At 45.5% G+C, this 17,253-nt stretch carries 14 protein-coding genes and 1 pseudogene; 11 read left to right on the plus strand and 4 right to left on the minus strand.

Features of this window, described 5'->3' with window-relative positions:
- Positions 1 to 40 precede the first annotated feature (40 nt).
- A pseudogene (locus J8Z23_RS17140) lies at positions 41 to 842 on the plus strand (PhzF family phenazine biosynthesis protein).
- Positions 843 to 987: 145 nt separating this feature from the next.
- Positions 988 to 1,683 carry an aspartate/glutamate racemase family protein gene (locus tag J8Z23_RS17145; RefSeq protein ID WP_434635602.1) on the plus strand — a complete coding sequence of 232 codons (696 nt, stop codon included), beginning with the start codon at positions 988 to 990 and terminating at the stop codon, positions 1,681 to 1,683.
- 76 nt (positions 1,684 to 1,759) lie between these two features.
- Here J8Z23_RS17145 and J8Z23_RS17150 read toward each other — a convergent pair whose 3' ends face one another.
- Both J8Z23_RS17150 and J8Z23_RS17155 read right to left on the minus strand, forming a co-directional pair.
- On the minus strand, positions 1,760 to 3,463 hold the full coding sequence (locus J8Z23_RS17150) for an FAD-dependent oxidoreductase (protein WP_434635604.1): 1,704 nt from the start codon (positions 3,461 to 3,463) through the stop codon (positions 1,760 to 1,762).
- A 71-nt stretch (positions 3,464 to 3,534) separates the two neighbouring features.
- Positions 3,535 to 3,720 (minus strand): YgaP family membrane protein, encoded by a 186-nt coding sequence (locus J8Z23_RS17155; protein WP_012842250.1) that lies wholly within the window; start codon positions 3,718 to 3,720, stop codon positions 3,535 to 3,537.
- A gap of 178 nt (positions 3,721 to 3,898) precedes the next feature.
- Here J8Z23_RS17155 and J8Z23_RS17160 point away from each other — a divergent pair, with 178 nt between their 5' ends.
- Genes J8Z23_RS17160 through J8Z23_RS17180 form a run of 5 tightly spaced genes read left to right on the plus strand, consistent with a single transcriptional unit; the run spans position 3,899 to position 9,513 of the window.
- Positions 3,899 to 4,207 carry an ArsR/SmtB family transcription factor gene (locus J8Z23_RS17160; protein WP_012842251.1) on the plus strand — a complete coding sequence of 103 codons (309 nt, stop codon included), beginning with the start codon at positions 3,899 to 3,901 and terminating at the stop codon, positions 4,205 to 4,207.
- 28 nt (positions 4,208 to 4,235) lie between these two features.
- Positions 4,236 to 4,655 (plus strand): YeeE/YedE family protein, encoded by a 420-nt coding sequence (locus J8Z23_RS17165; protein ID WP_434635606.1) that lies wholly within the window; start codon positions 4,236 to 4,238, stop codon positions 4,653 to 4,655.
- A 10-nt stretch (positions 4,656 to 4,665) separates the two neighbouring features.
- Positions 4,666 to 5,124 (plus strand): YeeE/YedE family protein, encoded by a 459-nt coding sequence (locus J8Z23_RS17170; RefSeq protein ID WP_046875443.1) that lies wholly within the window; start codon positions 4,666 to 4,668, stop codon positions 5,122 to 5,124.
- Between the two features lie 28 nt (positions 5,125 to 5,152).
- Complete coding sequence (locus tag J8Z23_RS17175) at positions 5,153 to 8,461, plus strand: efflux RND transporter permease subunit (RefSeq protein ID WP_434635607.1); 3,309 nt, start codon at positions 5,153 to 5,155, stop codon at positions 8,459 to 8,461.
- Entirely contained in the window at positions 8,458 to 9,513 is a 1,056-nt protein-coding gene (locus J8Z23_RS17180) for an efflux RND transporter periplasmic adaptor subunit (RefSeq protein WP_021454455.1), read from the plus strand. Before J8Z23_RS17175 ends, J8Z23_RS17180 begins: the two co-directional genes overlap by 4 nt.
- 88 nt (positions 9,514 to 9,601) lie before the next feature.
- Here the strand turns inward: J8Z23_RS17180 and J8Z23_RS17185 are convergent, their stop codons facing one another.
- A complete protein-coding gene (locus J8Z23_RS17185; RefSeq protein ID WP_301659106.1) occupies positions 9,602 to 10,468 on the minus strand; it encodes an endonuclease/exonuclease/phosphatase family protein in 867 nt (288 codons plus the stop codon).
- 309 nt (positions 10,469 to 10,777) lie between these two features.
- Here J8Z23_RS17185 and nrdD point away from each other — a divergent pair, with 309 nt between their 5' ends.
- Both nrdD and nrdG read left to right on the plus strand, forming a co-directional pair.
- Positions 10,778 to 12,898 carry an anaerobic ribonucleoside-triphosphate reductase gene (gene nrdD, locus J8Z23_RS17190; protein ID WP_301659105.1) on the plus strand — a complete coding sequence of 707 codons (2,121 nt, stop codon included), beginning with the start codon at positions 10,778 to 10,780 and terminating at the stop codon, positions 12,896 to 12,898.
- Positions 12,899 to 12,982: 84 nt separating this feature from the next.
- On the plus strand, positions 12,983 to 13,453 hold the full coding sequence (gene nrdG / locus J8Z23_RS17195) for an anaerobic ribonucleoside-triphosphate reductase-activating protein (protein ID WP_005394529.1): 471 nt from the start codon (positions 12,983 to 12,985) through the stop codon (positions 13,451 to 13,453).
- A gap of 84 nt (positions 13,454 to 13,537) precedes the next feature.
- Here nrdG and J8Z23_RS17200 read toward each other — a convergent pair whose 3' ends face one another.
- Entirely contained in the window at positions 13,538 to 14,923 is a 1,386-nt protein-coding gene (locus tag J8Z23_RS17200) for an MATE family efflux transporter (RefSeq protein WP_434635609.1), read from the minus strand.
- Between the two features lie 120 nt (positions 14,924 to 15,043).
- Here J8Z23_RS17200 and J8Z23_RS17205 point away from each other — a divergent pair, with 120 nt between their 5' ends.
- Both J8Z23_RS17205 and J8Z23_RS17210 read left to right on the plus strand, forming a co-directional pair.
- Positions 15,044 to 15,901, plus strand: a complete 858-nt coding sequence (locus tag J8Z23_RS17205; protein WP_029802109.1) for an AraC family transcriptional regulator — start codon at positions 15,044 to 15,046, stop codon at positions 15,899 to 15,901.
- A 155-nt stretch (positions 15,902 to 16,056) separates the two neighbouring features.
- Complete coding sequence (locus J8Z23_RS17210; RefSeq protein ID WP_301659103.1) at positions 16,057 to 17,244, plus strand: aromatic amino acid transaminase; 1,188 nt, start codon at positions 16,057 to 16,059, stop codon at positions 17,242 to 17,244.
- The last annotated feature ends 9 nt before the right edge of the window (positions 17,245 to 17,253 follow it).

Raw genomic sequence — 17,253 nt, forward strand, 5'->3', positions numbered from 1 at the left:
TAATGGTTCTACAGTGGTTGATAGAACTTAAGGATATTTTGTGGAAGTTAAAATTTTTCAGGTCGACTCGTTTACATCAGATGTGTTCAAAGGCAATCCTGCAGGTGTGTGTATCACAGAATCAAGCCTTGATGAGGAAATGATGTTGGCCATAGCGGCAGAGATGTCACTATCTGAAACCGCGTTTCTGTCATTAAACACAATGCAACTTCGTTGGTTTACACCTGAAACGGAAGTCGCTTTGTGTGGACATGGCACATTGGCCACGGCGCACGTGCTGAGAGAGCAAGGGTTATATAGTACAGGGGATACCATTGAGTTTGGCACGCTATCCGGCGTTTTAACTGCACAACTTGATCATGACGACATTCATTTGGTGTTTCCTGCTCCTATTTTAGATATGCGAGCAAGTATTAACACAGACTTGCTTTACGGCTTAGGGCTCGATGTGGCTGATGTAAACGCTTATGGTCAGTTTGATAATAAGCAGTTGATCGTCATCAATGATGAGTCTTTGATAGAGCAACTCGAACCTGATTTTAGTTGCGTTACTTAAACAAAAAGGTCGTGGAGTTGTTATCACTGCTCAATCAAGCACTGACGCTGATTTTGTCTCTCGCTATTTTGCCCCTTGGGTGGGTGTTGATGAGGACCCAGTAACAGGTTCTGCTCATTGCGCTTTATGTGTTTACTGGGCCAAAGAGCTCGGTAAAGCGCAATTAAAAGGCTTCCAAGCATCCAAGAGAAGTGGAGTTGTTTATACAGAACTATTGAGTCCGGAATACGTTAAGCTTTCTGGAAGTGCGGTAACAATGTTGCGAGGAGATATGAGAATCGCGTAGTCGTCCTTTTTGGTTCTCGTTTTTTCTGATTGCAGGTTTATCCAGTTTTCACTAGTAAAAAAGCTAGAAGGCTGTCTATTCACGTAGTTGATTTTGTTTGTAAAAACACCCCTGCCACGGTGGTGTATAACGATTGGAGAGTTATATGAAAACTATCGGTCTTCTAGGCGGCATGAGCTGGGAGTCGACGCTTAGTTATTACAAATTGATCAACGAAGGAGTCAAAGAGGCGTTAGGCGGCCTAAATTCCGCAAAAATTTGTATGTATAGCGTGAATTTTTCAGAGATAGAGAAACTTCAACACCAAGGTAAATGGGAAGAAACGGCAAGTATTCTATCTGATGCTGCATCTTCAATAGAAAAAGGGGGCGCTGATTTTATTCTTATTTGTACGAACACAATGCACAAAGTTGCTCCTCAAATTGAAGCCAGCATTAATATCCCCATACTACATATCGCAGACGCGACTGCTGAGTTACTTCGTGAGAAAGGGGTTCAAAAGATCGGACTCCTTGGTACTCAATTCACAATGGAGCAAGACTTTTACAAAGGACGGCTTTCCGACCTCTATGGGCTGGATGTCATAATTCCCGCTCAAGATGATCGCTCTATAGTGCATAACATTATTTATAAAGAGTTATGCCAAGGTGAAATCAAAGAAGAATCGAGAACGATATACCTGCAAATTATTGAAAAACTAAAAGAGCAGGGAGCTGAAGCCGTGATTCTCGGGTGCACTGAAATTGCCTTACTTGTAAACCAAAGTCACACAGATGTTACGCTACTTGATACCACTTCTATCCATGCTCAAGCAGCAGTCCGTTTGGCGATAGAAGGTTAATGAGTTAGATTTGAGTCCATGTAAATAAACAAAAGAGAAAACCAATTCCTCGGTTTTCTCTGTTTTTATTATCCCGTTATAAGCGCGAGAATTTGAGTGTTCTGTATCCACCAATCAAGTTACGAGCTTTGTAACCATTGTTGACCAGTTGACGGTATGCCACGTTACCGCGCAAGCCTACTTGACAGTAAATCACAATCTCTTTGTCTTTTGGTAGTTCACCCATACGATGGCGTAACTGGTCAACCGGAATGTTGATTGCCCCTTCAAGATAACCAACAGACTCCAATTCACCCTGGTTACGGACGTCGAGGAGAATTTGATCTTCAGTCAGGTTGTCGATTTCATCGTAATGAATCGCCGCTGCGTCACCTTTGATGATGTTATTTGCCACAAACGCCGCTTGGTTGATCACATCTTTTGCACTGCCGTAAGGTGGCGCGTAAGTCAGTTCAAGATGCTGTAGTTGTTCAACCGTCATGCCAGCACGTTGTGCAACAGCCATAACGTCAATACGTTTGTCGATACCGTCTTTACCAACTGCTTGAGCACCTAAAATCTTGCCTGATTTTGGATCGAACAACATTTTGAACGACACGACTTCAGCGCCAGGGTAGTAACTCGCGTGGCTTGCGGTATGCACGTACACTTTGTCGTATGCGATACCAGCGCGTTTTAGTTGCTTCTCGTTTTTACCGGTAGAAGCCACTGCAAGGTCAAAGATCTTACAAATCGCTGTCCCTTGTGTACCTTGGTAGGTTTCTTTGCGGCCGAGCATATTGTCCGCTGCCATACGGCCTTGACGGTTTGCCGGGCCTGCAAGTGGCACTAGAGTTTGCTCGCCAGTCACGAAGTCTTTCTCTTCTATCGCGTCGCCGACAGCGTAGATCGAAGGATCGCTGGTTTGCATGTATTCGTTCGTGTAAATACCGCCTAGCGCACCAATTTGAAGGCCAGCTTCTTGCGCCAGTTTTGTCTCAGGACGTACACCGATTGCCATGATCAGAATATCGGTAGTGAGTTTTTCACCGTTGTTCAGTGTTAACTCCAATTCACCTTCTAGGTGTTGGTGTTTCTCACTCTCACCAGAGTCGAAACTTGCAACGTGCTCGTTAGGTACGAATTTCACAGATTCAAGCGCGACGCCAAGTTTTAGGTCGATACCTTTGTCACGAATTTCTGCATGAGCAAAGCCTGCCATTTCACGGTCTACTGGCGTCATGACTTGGTCTGCCATTTCGATCAGAGAGGTTTTAATGCCAAGTTGGTGGAAGGCTTCCATCATTTCTAAACCGATGAAACCGCCGCCAACAACCGTCGCATGCTCTGGCTTGTTCATTTGGATCGTTTCGATGATGCGATCCATATCTGGAATGTTACGTAGCGAGTGGGTGAGCGGGTTATCGAGACCTGGAATTGGCGGAACAATAGGGCCGGCACCTGGGCTAAGCAGCAGAAAATCGTACGATTCTACGTATTCAGACTCATCTAACAGGTTTTTGATCGTAACGGTCTTGTCCTGTCGGTTAATAGAAACCACTTCATTCATCACGCGAACATCAACGTTAAAGCGTGCTAAAAAGCTTTCTGGCGTTTGTAGTAGTAACTTACTGCGTTCTTGGATATCGCCGCCGATGTGATAAGGCAAGCCACAGTTGGCAAATGAAACGAATGGGCCACGTTCAAACATGATGATTTCGGCATCTTCGCTTAGACGACGAGCACGCGCCGCCGCAGATGCACCACCTGCAACACCACCGACGATTAAGATCTTAGTCATTTTTAACTCCAAGTTTTAGGGCGAACTGACCTTTCACGAATAGCCAGTGTGAAAGGTCACTACGCTCTAGATTATCTAAAACCAAATTTCTTTAAAAAATAAGCAGCAGGGCAGATTCCCGTGTAAGCACTTTGAATAAGATTAACGCCGATAAACACGGTGAACCAAATGAAGTTACTGTGAACGAACACGGTTAGTATGACCGAGATCAATACCATCGTGCCTGCAAAAATTCGTACTGCATTTTCTAACGTCATAACTCTTCTCCTTCGTACTCTCAAACTGAGAACGCCATCCTTTGATATTCATCACTATAATTATCTAAATTAGAAATGTCTAATGTTAATTTGTCTAAATTCATAATTGCTAATTTAGCGTTGACTAAATGCTTTGTTTTAGTAATATCTAATTTAGTTTTTAATGTAGAGGTTAGTCATGAGCTATACAGATATGGATGTAGCAGCAATGAAAGGCAATGCCAATGAAGCTGCTGATCTCCTAAAAGTAATGGCACATCCGGAAAGGCTAATGGTGTTGTGCCAACTGACCCAAGGTGAGGTTGGTGTTGGGGAGCTGCAAAAGAACTCGTTCCTTAGCCAATCCGCCTTTTCACAGCACTTGACGGTGCTTCGCAAACACAAATTGATCAAGGCTCGTAAGGCATCACAGCAAGTGTTTTATTCGTTGTCAGAACCGAGAGTTGAGTCATTAATCAAGGCGCTTCATAGCGTTTTCTGTAACTAATTCGTAGCTAAGATTTTAGAGGTAAATAATGTTAAACGTTATTCCATGGGAATCGTTGTTTGGTGGCATTTTGTTAGGGATCTCCGCCACTATATTGTTGTTGGTTAACGGGAAAATTGCCGGATTCAGTGGAATTATGAATGGCATTATGTCACCGAAAAAAGGCGATTATTCGTGGCGATTGCTTTTTGCGGTTGGAATGATAGCTGGTGGCTTGATTAGCGTTCTGATGTTGGGCGTTGCGGTTCCTAGTACCGCGAACCTTTCTTTAGGGATGGTGATTGCCGCTGGTTTATTGGTAGGAATCGGAACCAGACTGGGTAACGGATGTACTAGTGGGCACGGCATTTGTGGCATGGGCCGTTTGTCTAAGCGCTCTATTGTGGCGACCTGTGTATTTATGGCTGTCGCTGGCCTAACGGTATTCGTTCGACTTCACCTAGTTTAAGAGAGATTCCATGAACAAGACTATTTTTCGTTTTTCTGCTCTTTTGAGCGGTGTGTTATTCGGTATGGGCATGGCGGTGTCTGGTATGATCGACCCAGCTAAAGTCATTGGATTTTTAGATATTTCTGGCAGTTGGGATCCAAGTTTGGCTTTTGTGATGGGCGGCGCACTCGCGGTATTTATGCCAAGCTATTTTTTAATCATCAAGCCGAGAAAACAATCAGTTAGCGGTGAAGCGTTTTGCACACCAACCAATAAGAACATCGACGGACGTTTGTTATCTGGTGCGGCCATCTTTGGTTTAGGTTGGGGTTTGGCAGGTATTTGCCCTGGCCCTGCGGTTGCGAGTCTGGCATTAGGCAACGTGAGCATTGTGGTGTTCTTCCTTGCGATGTTAGTTGGATCTCTGTTCGCGAAGGCGATCATTACTTACCGTAACGCGAAGAAGATGAAAACCGCGAACGCGTAAACAATCAATCTGATATGGAGGGGAAAGGATGCCCGACAAACTAAAGCGAAGTTTTGTTCAGTCCGTGATGAACAGCTTTTTCCCTCCGATCATGATTTTACTCGCGCTTATGGTCGGTGCCGCGGCTTTGTGGCTGACCCCGAAAGAGGAAGACCCGCAAATCGTTGTGCCGATGGCGGATGTATTGGTTTCGGCTCCCGGACTAAGCGCTTCTCAAGTCGAAAATCAAATCACTGAACCATTAGAAAAGCTTGTTAGCCAAATTGACGGTGTGGAATACGTTTATTCTTCGTCAATGGAAGGTGCTGCGCAAGTCATCGTTCGTTTCTATGTCGGCGAAAACCGCGAAGATGCTCTGGTTAAGCTTTACAACAAACTCTACTCCAACCAAGACAAAGTTCCTCCTTCTGTCACTAACTGGCTTGTAAAGCCTGTTGAAATCGATGATGTACCCATTGTTGTTGCCGCAATTTATTCCACCGATCCAGACATTCTCGATCGCCATCAGTTGAGACGTATTGCAGACCAAGCCACGTTAGGCATTAAATCATTGGATGCCACCAACAAGGTGGAAGTGATTGGCGGTGAGCCGAGAAAAATCCAGATAGAGCTTGATTCCGTTGCGATGGCAAACTTCAAAGTAACCATCGATGACCTCGAACAGGCCATTCAGCTCAGTAATAGCAAAACCCAAGGCAAGAACGTTCGCGTAAACGGGCAAAATTACACATTGGAGTCGGGACGGTTTCTGACTAACGCCGAAGAGGTTGGCGATCTTGTTATCGCGGTGCTCAATGGCAAACCCGTTTATTTGAAAGATGTCGCGCGTATTTACGACGGTGAAGGTGAGGCAACATCCGATACTTGGTATCGCGATAAAAACCACGATGAAGCATACCCATCGGTGTTCATTTCTGTCGCTAAACAAAAAGGCTCGAACGCGGTTAACGTCGCTCAGTCTGTTCGGGATAAACTGGCGGCGCTTCAATCCGAGCAGTTTCCTCCACAAGTTCAAGTTGCAGTCATTCGTGACTATGGCGAAACGGCGAATGCGAAAGTAAACAACTTGGTATCAAGCCTTGGCATCTCTATTCTAACGGTCGTGGTGTTTGTCGGTTTGTTTTTGAACTGGCGAAGCGCATTGGTGGTTGGTATCGCGATTCCGATTAGCTATGGTGCCGCGCTCGGGATGGACTTGGCATTTGGCTATTCCATCAACCGAGTCACGCTCTTTGCATTGATTTTGGCGCTAGGTTTGATCGTGGACGATCCGATCGCGAGTATCGACAACATTGAACGCTACCTCAAACGCAAAAATCTAACACGAACCAACGCGATTGTTCTCGCCATGGCAGAAATTCGTAGCGCCTTGTTAATGTCGACGGTCGCAATCGTGATCGTGTTTACGCCGATGTTTTTTATCACTGGGATGATGGGGCCTTACATGGCGCCACTGGCGTTCAACGTTCCGATCAGCGTTATCTTTAGTACCGTTGTCGCGTTTATGATCACGCCTTGGCTTGCCAAGAAGCTACTCAAAGGTGCTGAGAAAAACGGCCACTATGACATCCAATCGTCGCCGATGTATCGTTTGTATCGTGGTGTGTTGATTCCGCTACTTGAAAGCCGCAAGAAAGCATGGCTTTTCCTTGGTTTGGTTGCCTTGTTGTTCGTCTTGGCAGCATTGTTGCCAGCACTTCGCTTAGTTCCACTCAAGTTGCTGCCTTATGACAATAAGAACGAGTTCCAATTGGTATTAAACATGCCAGAGTCTTCAAGCTTTGTGGATACCTCCAACGCGCTGTCGAACTTTACGGACTATTTAATGACGGTGCCGGAAGTGACAAGTGTGTCGGGCTTTGCAGGCACCACTTCCCCAATGGATTTCAACGGCATGGTGCGCCACTACTTTATGCGCAGCGAACCATACCAAGGCGAGCTTCGAGTCGTTCTTGCAGAGAAGAATCGCCGCGCAATGCAATCACACGAATTGGTGACACGACTCAGGGCGGATTTAGAGCAGATTGCAGATAAGTTTGATGCTGATGTGCAGCTAGTCGAAGTGCCGCCAGGCCCGCCTGTTATCGCCACCATTACGGCAGAAGTTTACGGTGATGAAGCGACATCTTATGAAGATCTGATGATTCAAGCAGAGAAAGTCGCGGATAGGCTTCGCAAAGAACAGTTGGTTTCTGAGGTGGATACCAGCATCCAAGGTGATTTAGAAACGTGGCAATTCATCGTTGATCAAGAAAAAGCGGCGCTGTCTGGCGTTTCTGTTGCTGATATCAATAACACGCTTATTACCGCCGCGAACGCCAAAGTGCTCGGTTATATAGCCGATCCAAGAGAAGTGGATCCACTACCTATCGAAGTGCAGCTCCGGCGTGAAGACAGAGATAACCTGAATCAACTAGAGCAGCTTTATGTGCGAGGCCGTCCTGGCATTGCAAAAGTAGAATCCAATGGGGCGGTTGTGGATGCTCCTCAGCCTATCGTGCAGTTGTCTGAAGTCGGTCATTTTGTGAAACGTGCAGCGGACAAACCGATTTTCCATAAGAACCTCAAGCCTGTTGTGTATGTCTACGCCGAGATAGTTGGGCGTGTTCCGGGTGAAGTGATTGCCGATGTGATGGCTGACCAAGATACAACTCACGCGGAAGATGTGCATCGTCACTGGCAAGATCGCACGTACTTGAGCAATGGAGCTGGTGTCACTTGGAGCGTGCCAGACAACATCGAAGTAGTTTGGAGTGGTGAGGGGGAATGGAAAATCACAGTAGACGTATTCCGCGATTTAGGCATTGCTTATGGCGCTGCGCTGCTTGGCGTATTTGTGGTGATGTTGATTCAAACAGGTTTACCTGCGGTATCGGGCATCATCATGCTGGCGATACCTCTGACCGTGATTGGGATTATGCCGGGGTTCTGGATTTTGAATGTGTTAAGCAGTGATATCGGTAATTACCCGAACCCGGCTCTGTTCACGGCGACCGCGATGATCGGCATGATTGCGCTAGCAGGGATTGTGGTGCGTAACTCACTCGTTTTGATTGAATTTGTTCAGCAATCGCTGGCTGAAGGTCGTAGCCTACATGATGCGTTGATTGAATCTGGTGTTGTTCGTATGAGACCAATATTACTGACCGCGGGTACAACGTTACTGGGTAACGTCGTGATTACGTTAGACCCAATTTTTAACGGTTTGGCTTGGGCAATCATATTCGGAATTACCGCCTCGACCATCTTTACGTTGCTTGTGGTTCCGGTGGTTTACAACCTTGCATACCAAAACACCAAAGGACATGGATTACCTCAGATGGAGGAAGAGCAATGAAATTAGATACCAAATGGTTAGGCGTGATTCTGTTTGCCATACTCGCGCTTCTTTTTCTCTATATGGCTGGATTTTTTACAGAAAAATTGCCGACAGAACATGACGCGAAAACCAACCAGATTGATGTAAATAACGCAGAGACACATCAACTGATGTTAACCAGCGAACCGGTTGTTCGAGAATTTCCGGGCGTCGTCGTTGCAGAGCAGCACGCCGATATCGCGGCACGGTTAACGGCATCGGTGATGGAGGTATTGGTGAAGGTTGGCGATAGAGTGAGGCAAGGAGACGTGTTGGCGCGGCTAGAAAGCGATGATCTCGACGCGCGAGTTCGTCAAAGTGAGCAGGCTTTATCCTCTGCACAAGCGCAGCTTAACGCGGCGAGAAAGGAGTTTTCTCGTGTCAGAGCGCTTTTAAACAAAAAACTGATCCCTCAATCGCAATTTGACCAAGCGGAAAGTGCGTTGCAAACCGCACAAGCCAACTTTAATAAAGCGCAGGCGGCGGTCTCTGAGGCGGAAACGACCTTTGGCTACAGCATCATTACTGCACCGTTTGATGGTTTGATCACGCAAAAGCCCATCAACAAAGGTGATACCGCGACGCCGGGGGCTTTGCTTTTATCAATGTACAATCCAAACTCGTTGGAAATAGAGGTGAACTTTGCTGAGTCTGTCATGCCTTATGTGACTTACGATAAAGAAGTGGACGTTGTTTTTCCGTCTTACAACCTCAACGCGCAAGCGGCAGTAAAAGAAGTGACGCCGTCGGCAGATGCCAACTCGCGTAGTTATACCGTAAAGCTTCAATTCGAGCCGCCAACGGCTATCTATCCAGGTACATACGCCAAAGTCGCGTTGACCTTGACCGACGATGTTGTACTTCGCGTGCCAAAAGAGGCGGTTTACCAAGTTGGCCAATTGGACTACGTAAAAGTGGTGCAAGACAGCGGTGAGGTAGAAACTCGGCTTATTCAGCTTGGAGAGTTGGGGAGAGTGCGAACGGGGTTGAAGCAGGGTGACGTCGTACTGCTGAATCCAAGAGCGCTTTGATAGAACGGTTTCTTTTGTTAACTAGTTAAACGTCTATCTAACAAAGAACATAAAACAGCCCAGCATGATGCTGGGCTATTTTGTTCGTTCAGTTAAGCGTTACCGTTGCGTTTACAGGACAATGGTCGCTCAGTTTGTAATCCAAAACATCTTGTGAGCTGAACAGCGTTTGATGTGCGTTTTTCGCTTTTATTTGCGGGCTAACAATAATGTGATCAATCAAAGATCGGAATTGGTGTGTTTTTCTTGGGTTCTTATTTGAGCGAACCTTGCAATCCGCTTTGGTATCTCGCGTTACCAATTGTGCATCGTTACCAAGCGTCATGATCGCCCACAGCCAATCACGTTGATACGACAAGTTGTGATTGAAATCGCCCATTACGGCGTACTGCTCTTTTTTCTTTTCTCTCTCGCTCATCCATTTCGCAAGTGCTTCTCCTTGTTGACTCAGTGTCTGGCAATCACGACTGTTTTTGTACGCTCCGCTGCATCCTGCTTTTAGATGCACAGAGAGCAGGTGAAGCTCGTCCTTTTGGCTTGGGTTAACGACGATGTAACTGGCAAAGCGCAACTTGCTATTACCACGCGTGATTGAGAAGTCTGCTGGGTCAGACACTTCAATGTCTTTGCGCACAGCAAAACCGGTGTACTGGTTGGTATCAGAAAACTGAAGGTGCTTATTGTTTGATTGAGCTCGATCAGAGAGGTAAATCGCGTAGCCATCGCCTACGGCTTTTTGAACGGCGGCTTTGGAGTCGACCTCTTGAAAGGCGATGATGTCGGCTTGAGTTTTATCCACATATTGATTGAGTTTGACGAAATCTTCACTGGTTCTAGAAACCTTACCTCCATTTATAGACAGCCATTCTATATTCCAACTGGTTAAGTTGATGGAGTTTTGAGCAAGTGACGTTGAACTAAAAATTAATAAGGCAGTAACAAATAGTGATCGCATATTGGCTTGTTTCACTCCTGGATTTTAGCGTATTCCTTTCCAACCTTTATCCTATAAGCGCTCTAAAAAAAGCAAGTAGATTTCGTACCAATTTTGCAATTTTCATGGTTTTCTTCTCAACTGAGATCAGTACCAATAAGATCGATTTGTTCTTGTCCGCTAGCCGATCTTTATTGATCAAAATCAATGTTTTCAAGTGGTGCTTTTCGTTAAATACGCCACAATATATTGTGTTAGCAGAATAAAAAATAACCCCATATAGTGTGTTTGTGGATAACTCTGTGAGTATGCTGGGGTAAGGAGAAGAAAGTGAAACCAATCGTAATCAAGCGTGACGGCTCAAGAGCTCCGTTCAACAGGGATCGTATCCAAGCAGCAGTTGAAGCGGCAGCGGAAAACAAAGATAAAGATGTCGCCATTTATGCTCTTAATGTCGCTCTTGCTGTCGAGTTACAGCTAAAAGATCACGATGAAGTTCACATCCATGAGATTCAAAACTTAGTTGAGAATGAGCTCATGCAAGGTCCTTACAAAGCCCTAGCACGTTCTTATATTGAATATCGCCATGACCGCGACATCGCGCGTGAAAAGCAAAGTGCACTAACTCGTGAAATCGAGGGTTTGATTGAAGAAAGTAACCTTGATTTGATCAACGAAAACGCGAACAAAGACGGCAAAGTTATCCCAACTCAGCGTGACTTGTTGGCTGGTATCGTGGCGAAGCACTACGCGAAAACGCACATCCTGCCTCGTGATGTGGTTCAAGCACACGAAGTGGGTGACATTCACTACCACGATCTGGATTACGCACCATTCTTCCCGATGTTTAACTGTATGCTTATCGATTTGAAAGGCATGCTAACGCACGGCTTCAAAATGGGTAATGCAGAAATCGATACGCCTAAATCGATTTCAACTGCGACCGCAGTAACAGCGCAAATTATTGCTCAAGTGGCTAGCCATATTTATGGCGGTACAACCATCAACCGTATCGACGAAGTGTTAGAACCTTACGTCATCACGAGCTATGAAAAGCATTTAGAAATCGCGAATGAGTGGAACATTGCTGAGCCAGAAGAGTTCGCTAAAGCTCGCACTGAGAAAGAGTGTTACGACGCATTCCAATCGCTAGAGTACGAAGTAAACACACTACACACGGCAAATGGTCAAACGCCATTCGTTACGTTTGGTTTTGGGCTTGGTACAAGCTGGGCGTCTCGTCTTATTCAGCAATCGATTTTGAAAAACCGTATCGCTGGTCTTGGCAAAAACCGTAAAACCGCCGTATTCCCTAAATTGGTGTTCGGTATTAAAGACGGCCTAAACCACAAGGCAGAAGATCCTAACTACGATATTAAGAAGCTTGCACTTGAGTGTGCTTCAAAACGTATGTACCCAGACATTCTTAACTACGACAAAGTCGTGGAAGTAACGGGTTCATTCAAAACACCTATGGGCTGTCGTAGCTTCCTAGGTACTTACGAAGAGGATGGCGAACTTATCCATGAAGGTCGTAACAACCTTGGTGTAGTTAGCTTGAACTTGCCACGTATCGCGCTTCGCGCAAAAGGCAGCGAAGCGAAGTTCTATGAACTGCTTGATGATCGTCTACGTCTTGCTCGTAAAGCACTAGAAACGCGTATTTCTCGTCTAGAGAACGTAAAAGCGCGCGTTGCCCCAATTCTATATATGGAAGGTGCATGTGGTGTGCGCTTGAAAGCGGACGATTCGATTGCAGAAATCTTCAAAAACGGCCGTGCGTCAATTTCTCTAGGCTACATTGGCGTGCATGAAACTATCAACGCGTTGTTTGGTACTGAAGCGCACGTTTACGATGATGCCGTATTGCGTGAAAAAGCGGTCGCGATCATCAAACATCTAAAAGATGCGGTGAATCAATGGGCTGACGAAACTGGCTATGGCTTTAGCTTGTACGCAACACCAAGTGAAAACCTATGTAGTCGTTTCTGCCGCATCGACACCAAAGAGTTTGGTTTGATTGAAGGCGTAACAGACAAAGGTTACTACACCAACAGCTTCCACTTGGATGTTGAGAAGAAGGTTAACCCTTACGACAAGATCGACTTCGAGATGCCTTACCCAGAAATCTCAAGCGGTGGCTTCATCTGTTACGGTGAGTTCCCGAACATGCAACGTAACGTAGAAGCGCTAGAAAACGTGTGGGACTACAGTTACACCCGCGTTCCTTACTACGGAACCAACACTCCGATTGATGAGTGTTACGAATGTGGTTACACCGGCGAGTTTGAATGTACAAGCAAAGGCTTTACTTGCCCAAGTTGTGGCAACCACGATTCAACCAAAGTATCGGTGACACGTCGCGTATGTGGCTACTTGGGCAGCCCAGATGCACGTCCGTTTAACTTCGGCAAACAAGAAGAAGTTAAACGTCGAGTGAAACACCTATAAGGTTAATTACCACTCGATTCAACACTTTGAAAATCAACCTGCTTTAGGTTGATTTTCTTTTTCGCGATAACAAAGAGACGCATTATGAACTACCACCAATATTATCCAATTGACGTTGTTAACGGACCGGGTACGCGCTGCACATTGTTTGTGTCGGGCTGTGTACATCAGTGTCGTGGCTGTTATAACCAGTCGACGCAACGCTTGGATTCGGGAGTGTTGTTCACGCAAGAAGCGGAAGACAAGATCATCAATGACTTGAATGACACGCGCATTAAGCGTCGCGGTTTGTCGTTGTCTGGCGGAGATCCGCTTCATCCTGCTAATGTGCCTCATATTTTAAAGATCGTGAAAAGGGTGAGAGAAGAGTGTCCCGGTAAAGACATCTGGGTTTGGACAGGCTACACGCTGGCTGAACTGGATGACGCGCAAAGAGAAGTGGTGCAATACATCGATGTTTTGATTGATGGTAAGTTTGAACAAGACAAGAAAGATCTCAATCTCGAATGGCGTGGCAGTTCAAACCAAATCATTCATCGCTTTACGGATATTTAATCAAGCATTCTCCAAACATAAAAAGGGCTCACGCGTGCATAACGGGTGAGCCCTTTTGGTGTGAGTTCGTTAGTGTATTTTCAGTTACGCTGTCACCGTTTGGTCATCCTCGACCATATTATTTATCCAACGTTTAGATTGGATACGATAAGTCGTCAGTACGCCTTTCACAAATTCTTCAGCTAGCAGAGACATCAAGACAAAATGCAAAGGCAACCCGAGTACCATACCAGTGTAATAGGTAAGGGGAATACCAATAGCCCACTGACCGAACGTATCAATAAAAATGCTGTAGCGAATATCTGCGCCACTCTTTAGTACGCCGCCAATCCCTACCATGTTAAACACTCTCAAAATCATACCCAGCGCCATGACTAAGCATACGTTAAGTGCCATTTCTGCATCGGTTAATGGGCTCAGTACCAATAGATGATGAATCAGAGGCGAGCTCAACCACACTAGGAAAAACAATAAGGTGGCTAAGATTGCGCTGGTTAACACATACCACCACGCCGTTATTTCGACCCGATCATAACGTTTTGCGCCAATATCATTCCCAAGAAGAACGGATGCAGCGACCGCAAATCCCATAAAGGTTGAAATCAGTACGCCTTCAATCGGGGATAAGAATGAGATGATCGCAAGTTCTGAAACACCCAATTGACCATAGATGATGCTGTAAACGATCAGCCCACCAGTCCAGAGCGCATCGTGGACCAACATGGGTAGAGAAACCTTAAAGTATTTTTGACGATACTGCTTTAAACGGCCTTGCGCCCAATCGAATTTGGTCGGAATCAGGTACGCATAGCGTTTACAGAAAAAGTAAATCAACACTGCCGTTTGGAAAAATCGAGAAACAAAGCTGCCTACGGCTGCTCCAAATACGCCCCATTGAGGGAAGCCGAATAAACCGAAAATCAAAACATAATTAAGCACGACATTCACGACAATCGCGGAGATACTAACGTTGGTTGCCAGTTTGGTTTGGCCTACGGAGCGCAATACCGCTTCAATCGGTACCACTATCGCCGTTGCAATAAGACTAAAGCCCGTAACCACAAGATAATCACGTGCATAAGTGACGTATTCAGGATCGTCTGACATGAAAGAGACGATCTCTTTATCAAAAATCGCATAAAGAACAATAAACGGCAGCGTCACTAAAATGGAAATAAACCAAGATTGCGCCAATGTTCTACGGATTCCTGCCATATTCCCTGAACCGTAATATTGAGAAGCCAGCACCGTTACTGCACCGCAAAGACCGAAAATGACTGCAAGGTTAAAGAAAAAGATGCGGTTTCCGACACCGACTGCAGCCGTTGCGGATTCGCCGAGTTGGCTCACCATGAAAATATCCACGACGCCGAGTAACGCAAAAAGCATGGATTGAAGTGAAACAGGAAGGCCAATCGCAATCAGCTTTTGCCAAAATGCTTTATCGATGTATTCGCGTGTTAAGAGCATCGCATTTCTCCTTAAAGATTAATGCGAGTAGTTTATCCCTATGATTTGGCGGTGTATTTTTCAAAGGCATCCAAAACCTTTGTAAAACTCTCCACTAGTGTATATGTGAGCCAATAAATCATGGAAGATAAACAAGAACGCTACGCGATTTCAGAAAAAACCTATCAAGAGTTTATTGATCACAGTCGAGTACTGGCATTGGAGGAGAGAGGCATTGTGCAGTGCGGAATTGCAACCTGTCGTGACTTCTTCTCTGTTTATCGTAAAAACCAAAAAAAACACATGCTGCTTTACACCGTGCGCGGTAAAGGTTGGTTAGAAAGTGGGGCGTGTCGATATGATTTGGAGCCTGGCTCGTTGATCACGGTGCCAGCAGGTGTTGAAAACGGTTTTGGTATGGAAGAGGAACTCTGGCAGATCGCATGGCTTTTTCTTGCTCCTGATAGAGCATGGCCAATGATAGAGAGTAATATTAGTTACCAGCTCACATCTGCACCTGAGGTGATGTATGCGTGTATCCAAACGTTGTTACGCAGTATTAATCTTCCTATTGATTATGGTGGTGCGGTTGGTGCACATAGCGTGGCTCAGTTAGAGCTGATGTTAAACATGCCGCCCTCAGAGTCGATATCACGCAGCCAATTGAGGCTTCGGCGCGTATTCGATCTTGTCCAGCGTCAGCTGCATAAGGATTGGAGTGTCGAGCAAGTGGCAGCTTTATATCCATGTTCGGAGCCACATTTGCACCGTCTGACTCAAAAGCAGTTTGGTCGAAGCCCGATGGCACATTTAACACGTATGCGCATGGAATACGCTGCTAGGTTACTTCGTTCAACAGAATGGCCGATTCAACATATTGGAGAGATAGTCGGATATCCAACTAGTGCCAACTTTAGTACACGTTTTAAAGCGTGGTCGAGCATGACGCCAAGAGAATTTAGGAAAAACGGAAGAGTGGATTGGTATATTGAGGAGTGAATCGTTCTTTTTATAACCGATAGAGCGCACAAAACTTATCGTAACCCAGAATTTTGTTCTCTAATTGATGAAATAAGTGAAAAATCATTTCGCCATTTTTTGCGATGGTGTTAACGTGAGGTTCGGTACTTGAATTTCAAAGGGTTATGACTTTCATGTTTTCTAATCTCCCAACTCCCGTATTAGATCCTATTTTATCTCTATCCGTTGCATACCGTAACGATGACCGTCCAAACAAGGTTGACCTTGGTATTGGCGTCTATAAGAACAGCGCAGGCGAAACGCCGATCATGAAAGCCATTCAAATGGCGCAGGATGTCGTTGTTGAAACTCAAAAAACCAAATCTTACGTTGGTCTTGCGGGTTGCGAAGAATTTAATAAAAGCATGATCGATTTGCTACTGACGGGAACGTCAGCAATGGATCGTGTTGCTGCCATTCAAACACCAGGTGCAAGTGGTGCGCTGCGTATGTTAGGTGACCTAATGAAGGTCGCACAGCCAGATACGACGGTTTGGATTTCAAACCCTAGCTACGTAAACCATAAACCAGTGATGGAAGCGGCAGGTCTTAAAGTTAAGTTCTACGATTACTTTTCTCCAGAAACGAAACAAGTAGACACAGCAAAAATGATGGATGATCTTGCGAAAGCAGGGCCTTCCGATGTTGTATTGCTGCATGGTTGCTGTCACAACCCAACAGGCGCAGATATCGATTTTTCTGCTTGGCAAGCCATTACGGAATTGTCACAGAAGAACGGTTTCACCCCATTTGTTGATATTGCCTACCAAGGCTTTGGTGATGGCCTAGAGGAAGACGCAAAAGGGCTTCGCTTCATGGCAGATAACGTTGAAGAGATGTTAATAACGACGTCATGTTCGAAGAACTTTGGCCTATATCGCGAGCGCACAGGTGCGGCGATTGTCGTTGGTAAGAACATGCAAGACGTGACGAATGCAAAAGGCAAGTTACTGACGTTAGCGCGTTCTACTTACACGATGCCACCCGATCATGGAGCGGCTTTGGTTAAGACGATTCTTCAAGATGACAACCTGACTTCCGTTTGGAAGCAAGAGTTGAGTGAAATGCAACATCGTTTGGTTAGTCTTCGTCAAAGTTTGTGTAACGAATTGAGAAACAACCATAATACCGATCAATTTGACTTCATTGAGGGTCACAAAGGCATGTTTACTGTGCTAGGCTTTAGTGAAAACCAAATGGCGCAACTGCGTGAAGATTATGGCATTTATGGTGTTGGCGATGGTCGAATTAACATCGCTGGACTTACCGAAACTCATATTCCATACGTAGCGGACGCAATTAAGAAAGTATCTCAAGCTTAATTGGAGTGT

The sequence above is a fragment of the Vibrio sp. SCSIO 43086 genome (assembly GCF_051132235.1).
GTDB classification, from domain to species: Bacteria; Pseudomonadota; Gammaproteobacteria; order Enterobacterales; family Vibrionaceae; genus Vibrio; species Vibrio diabolicus.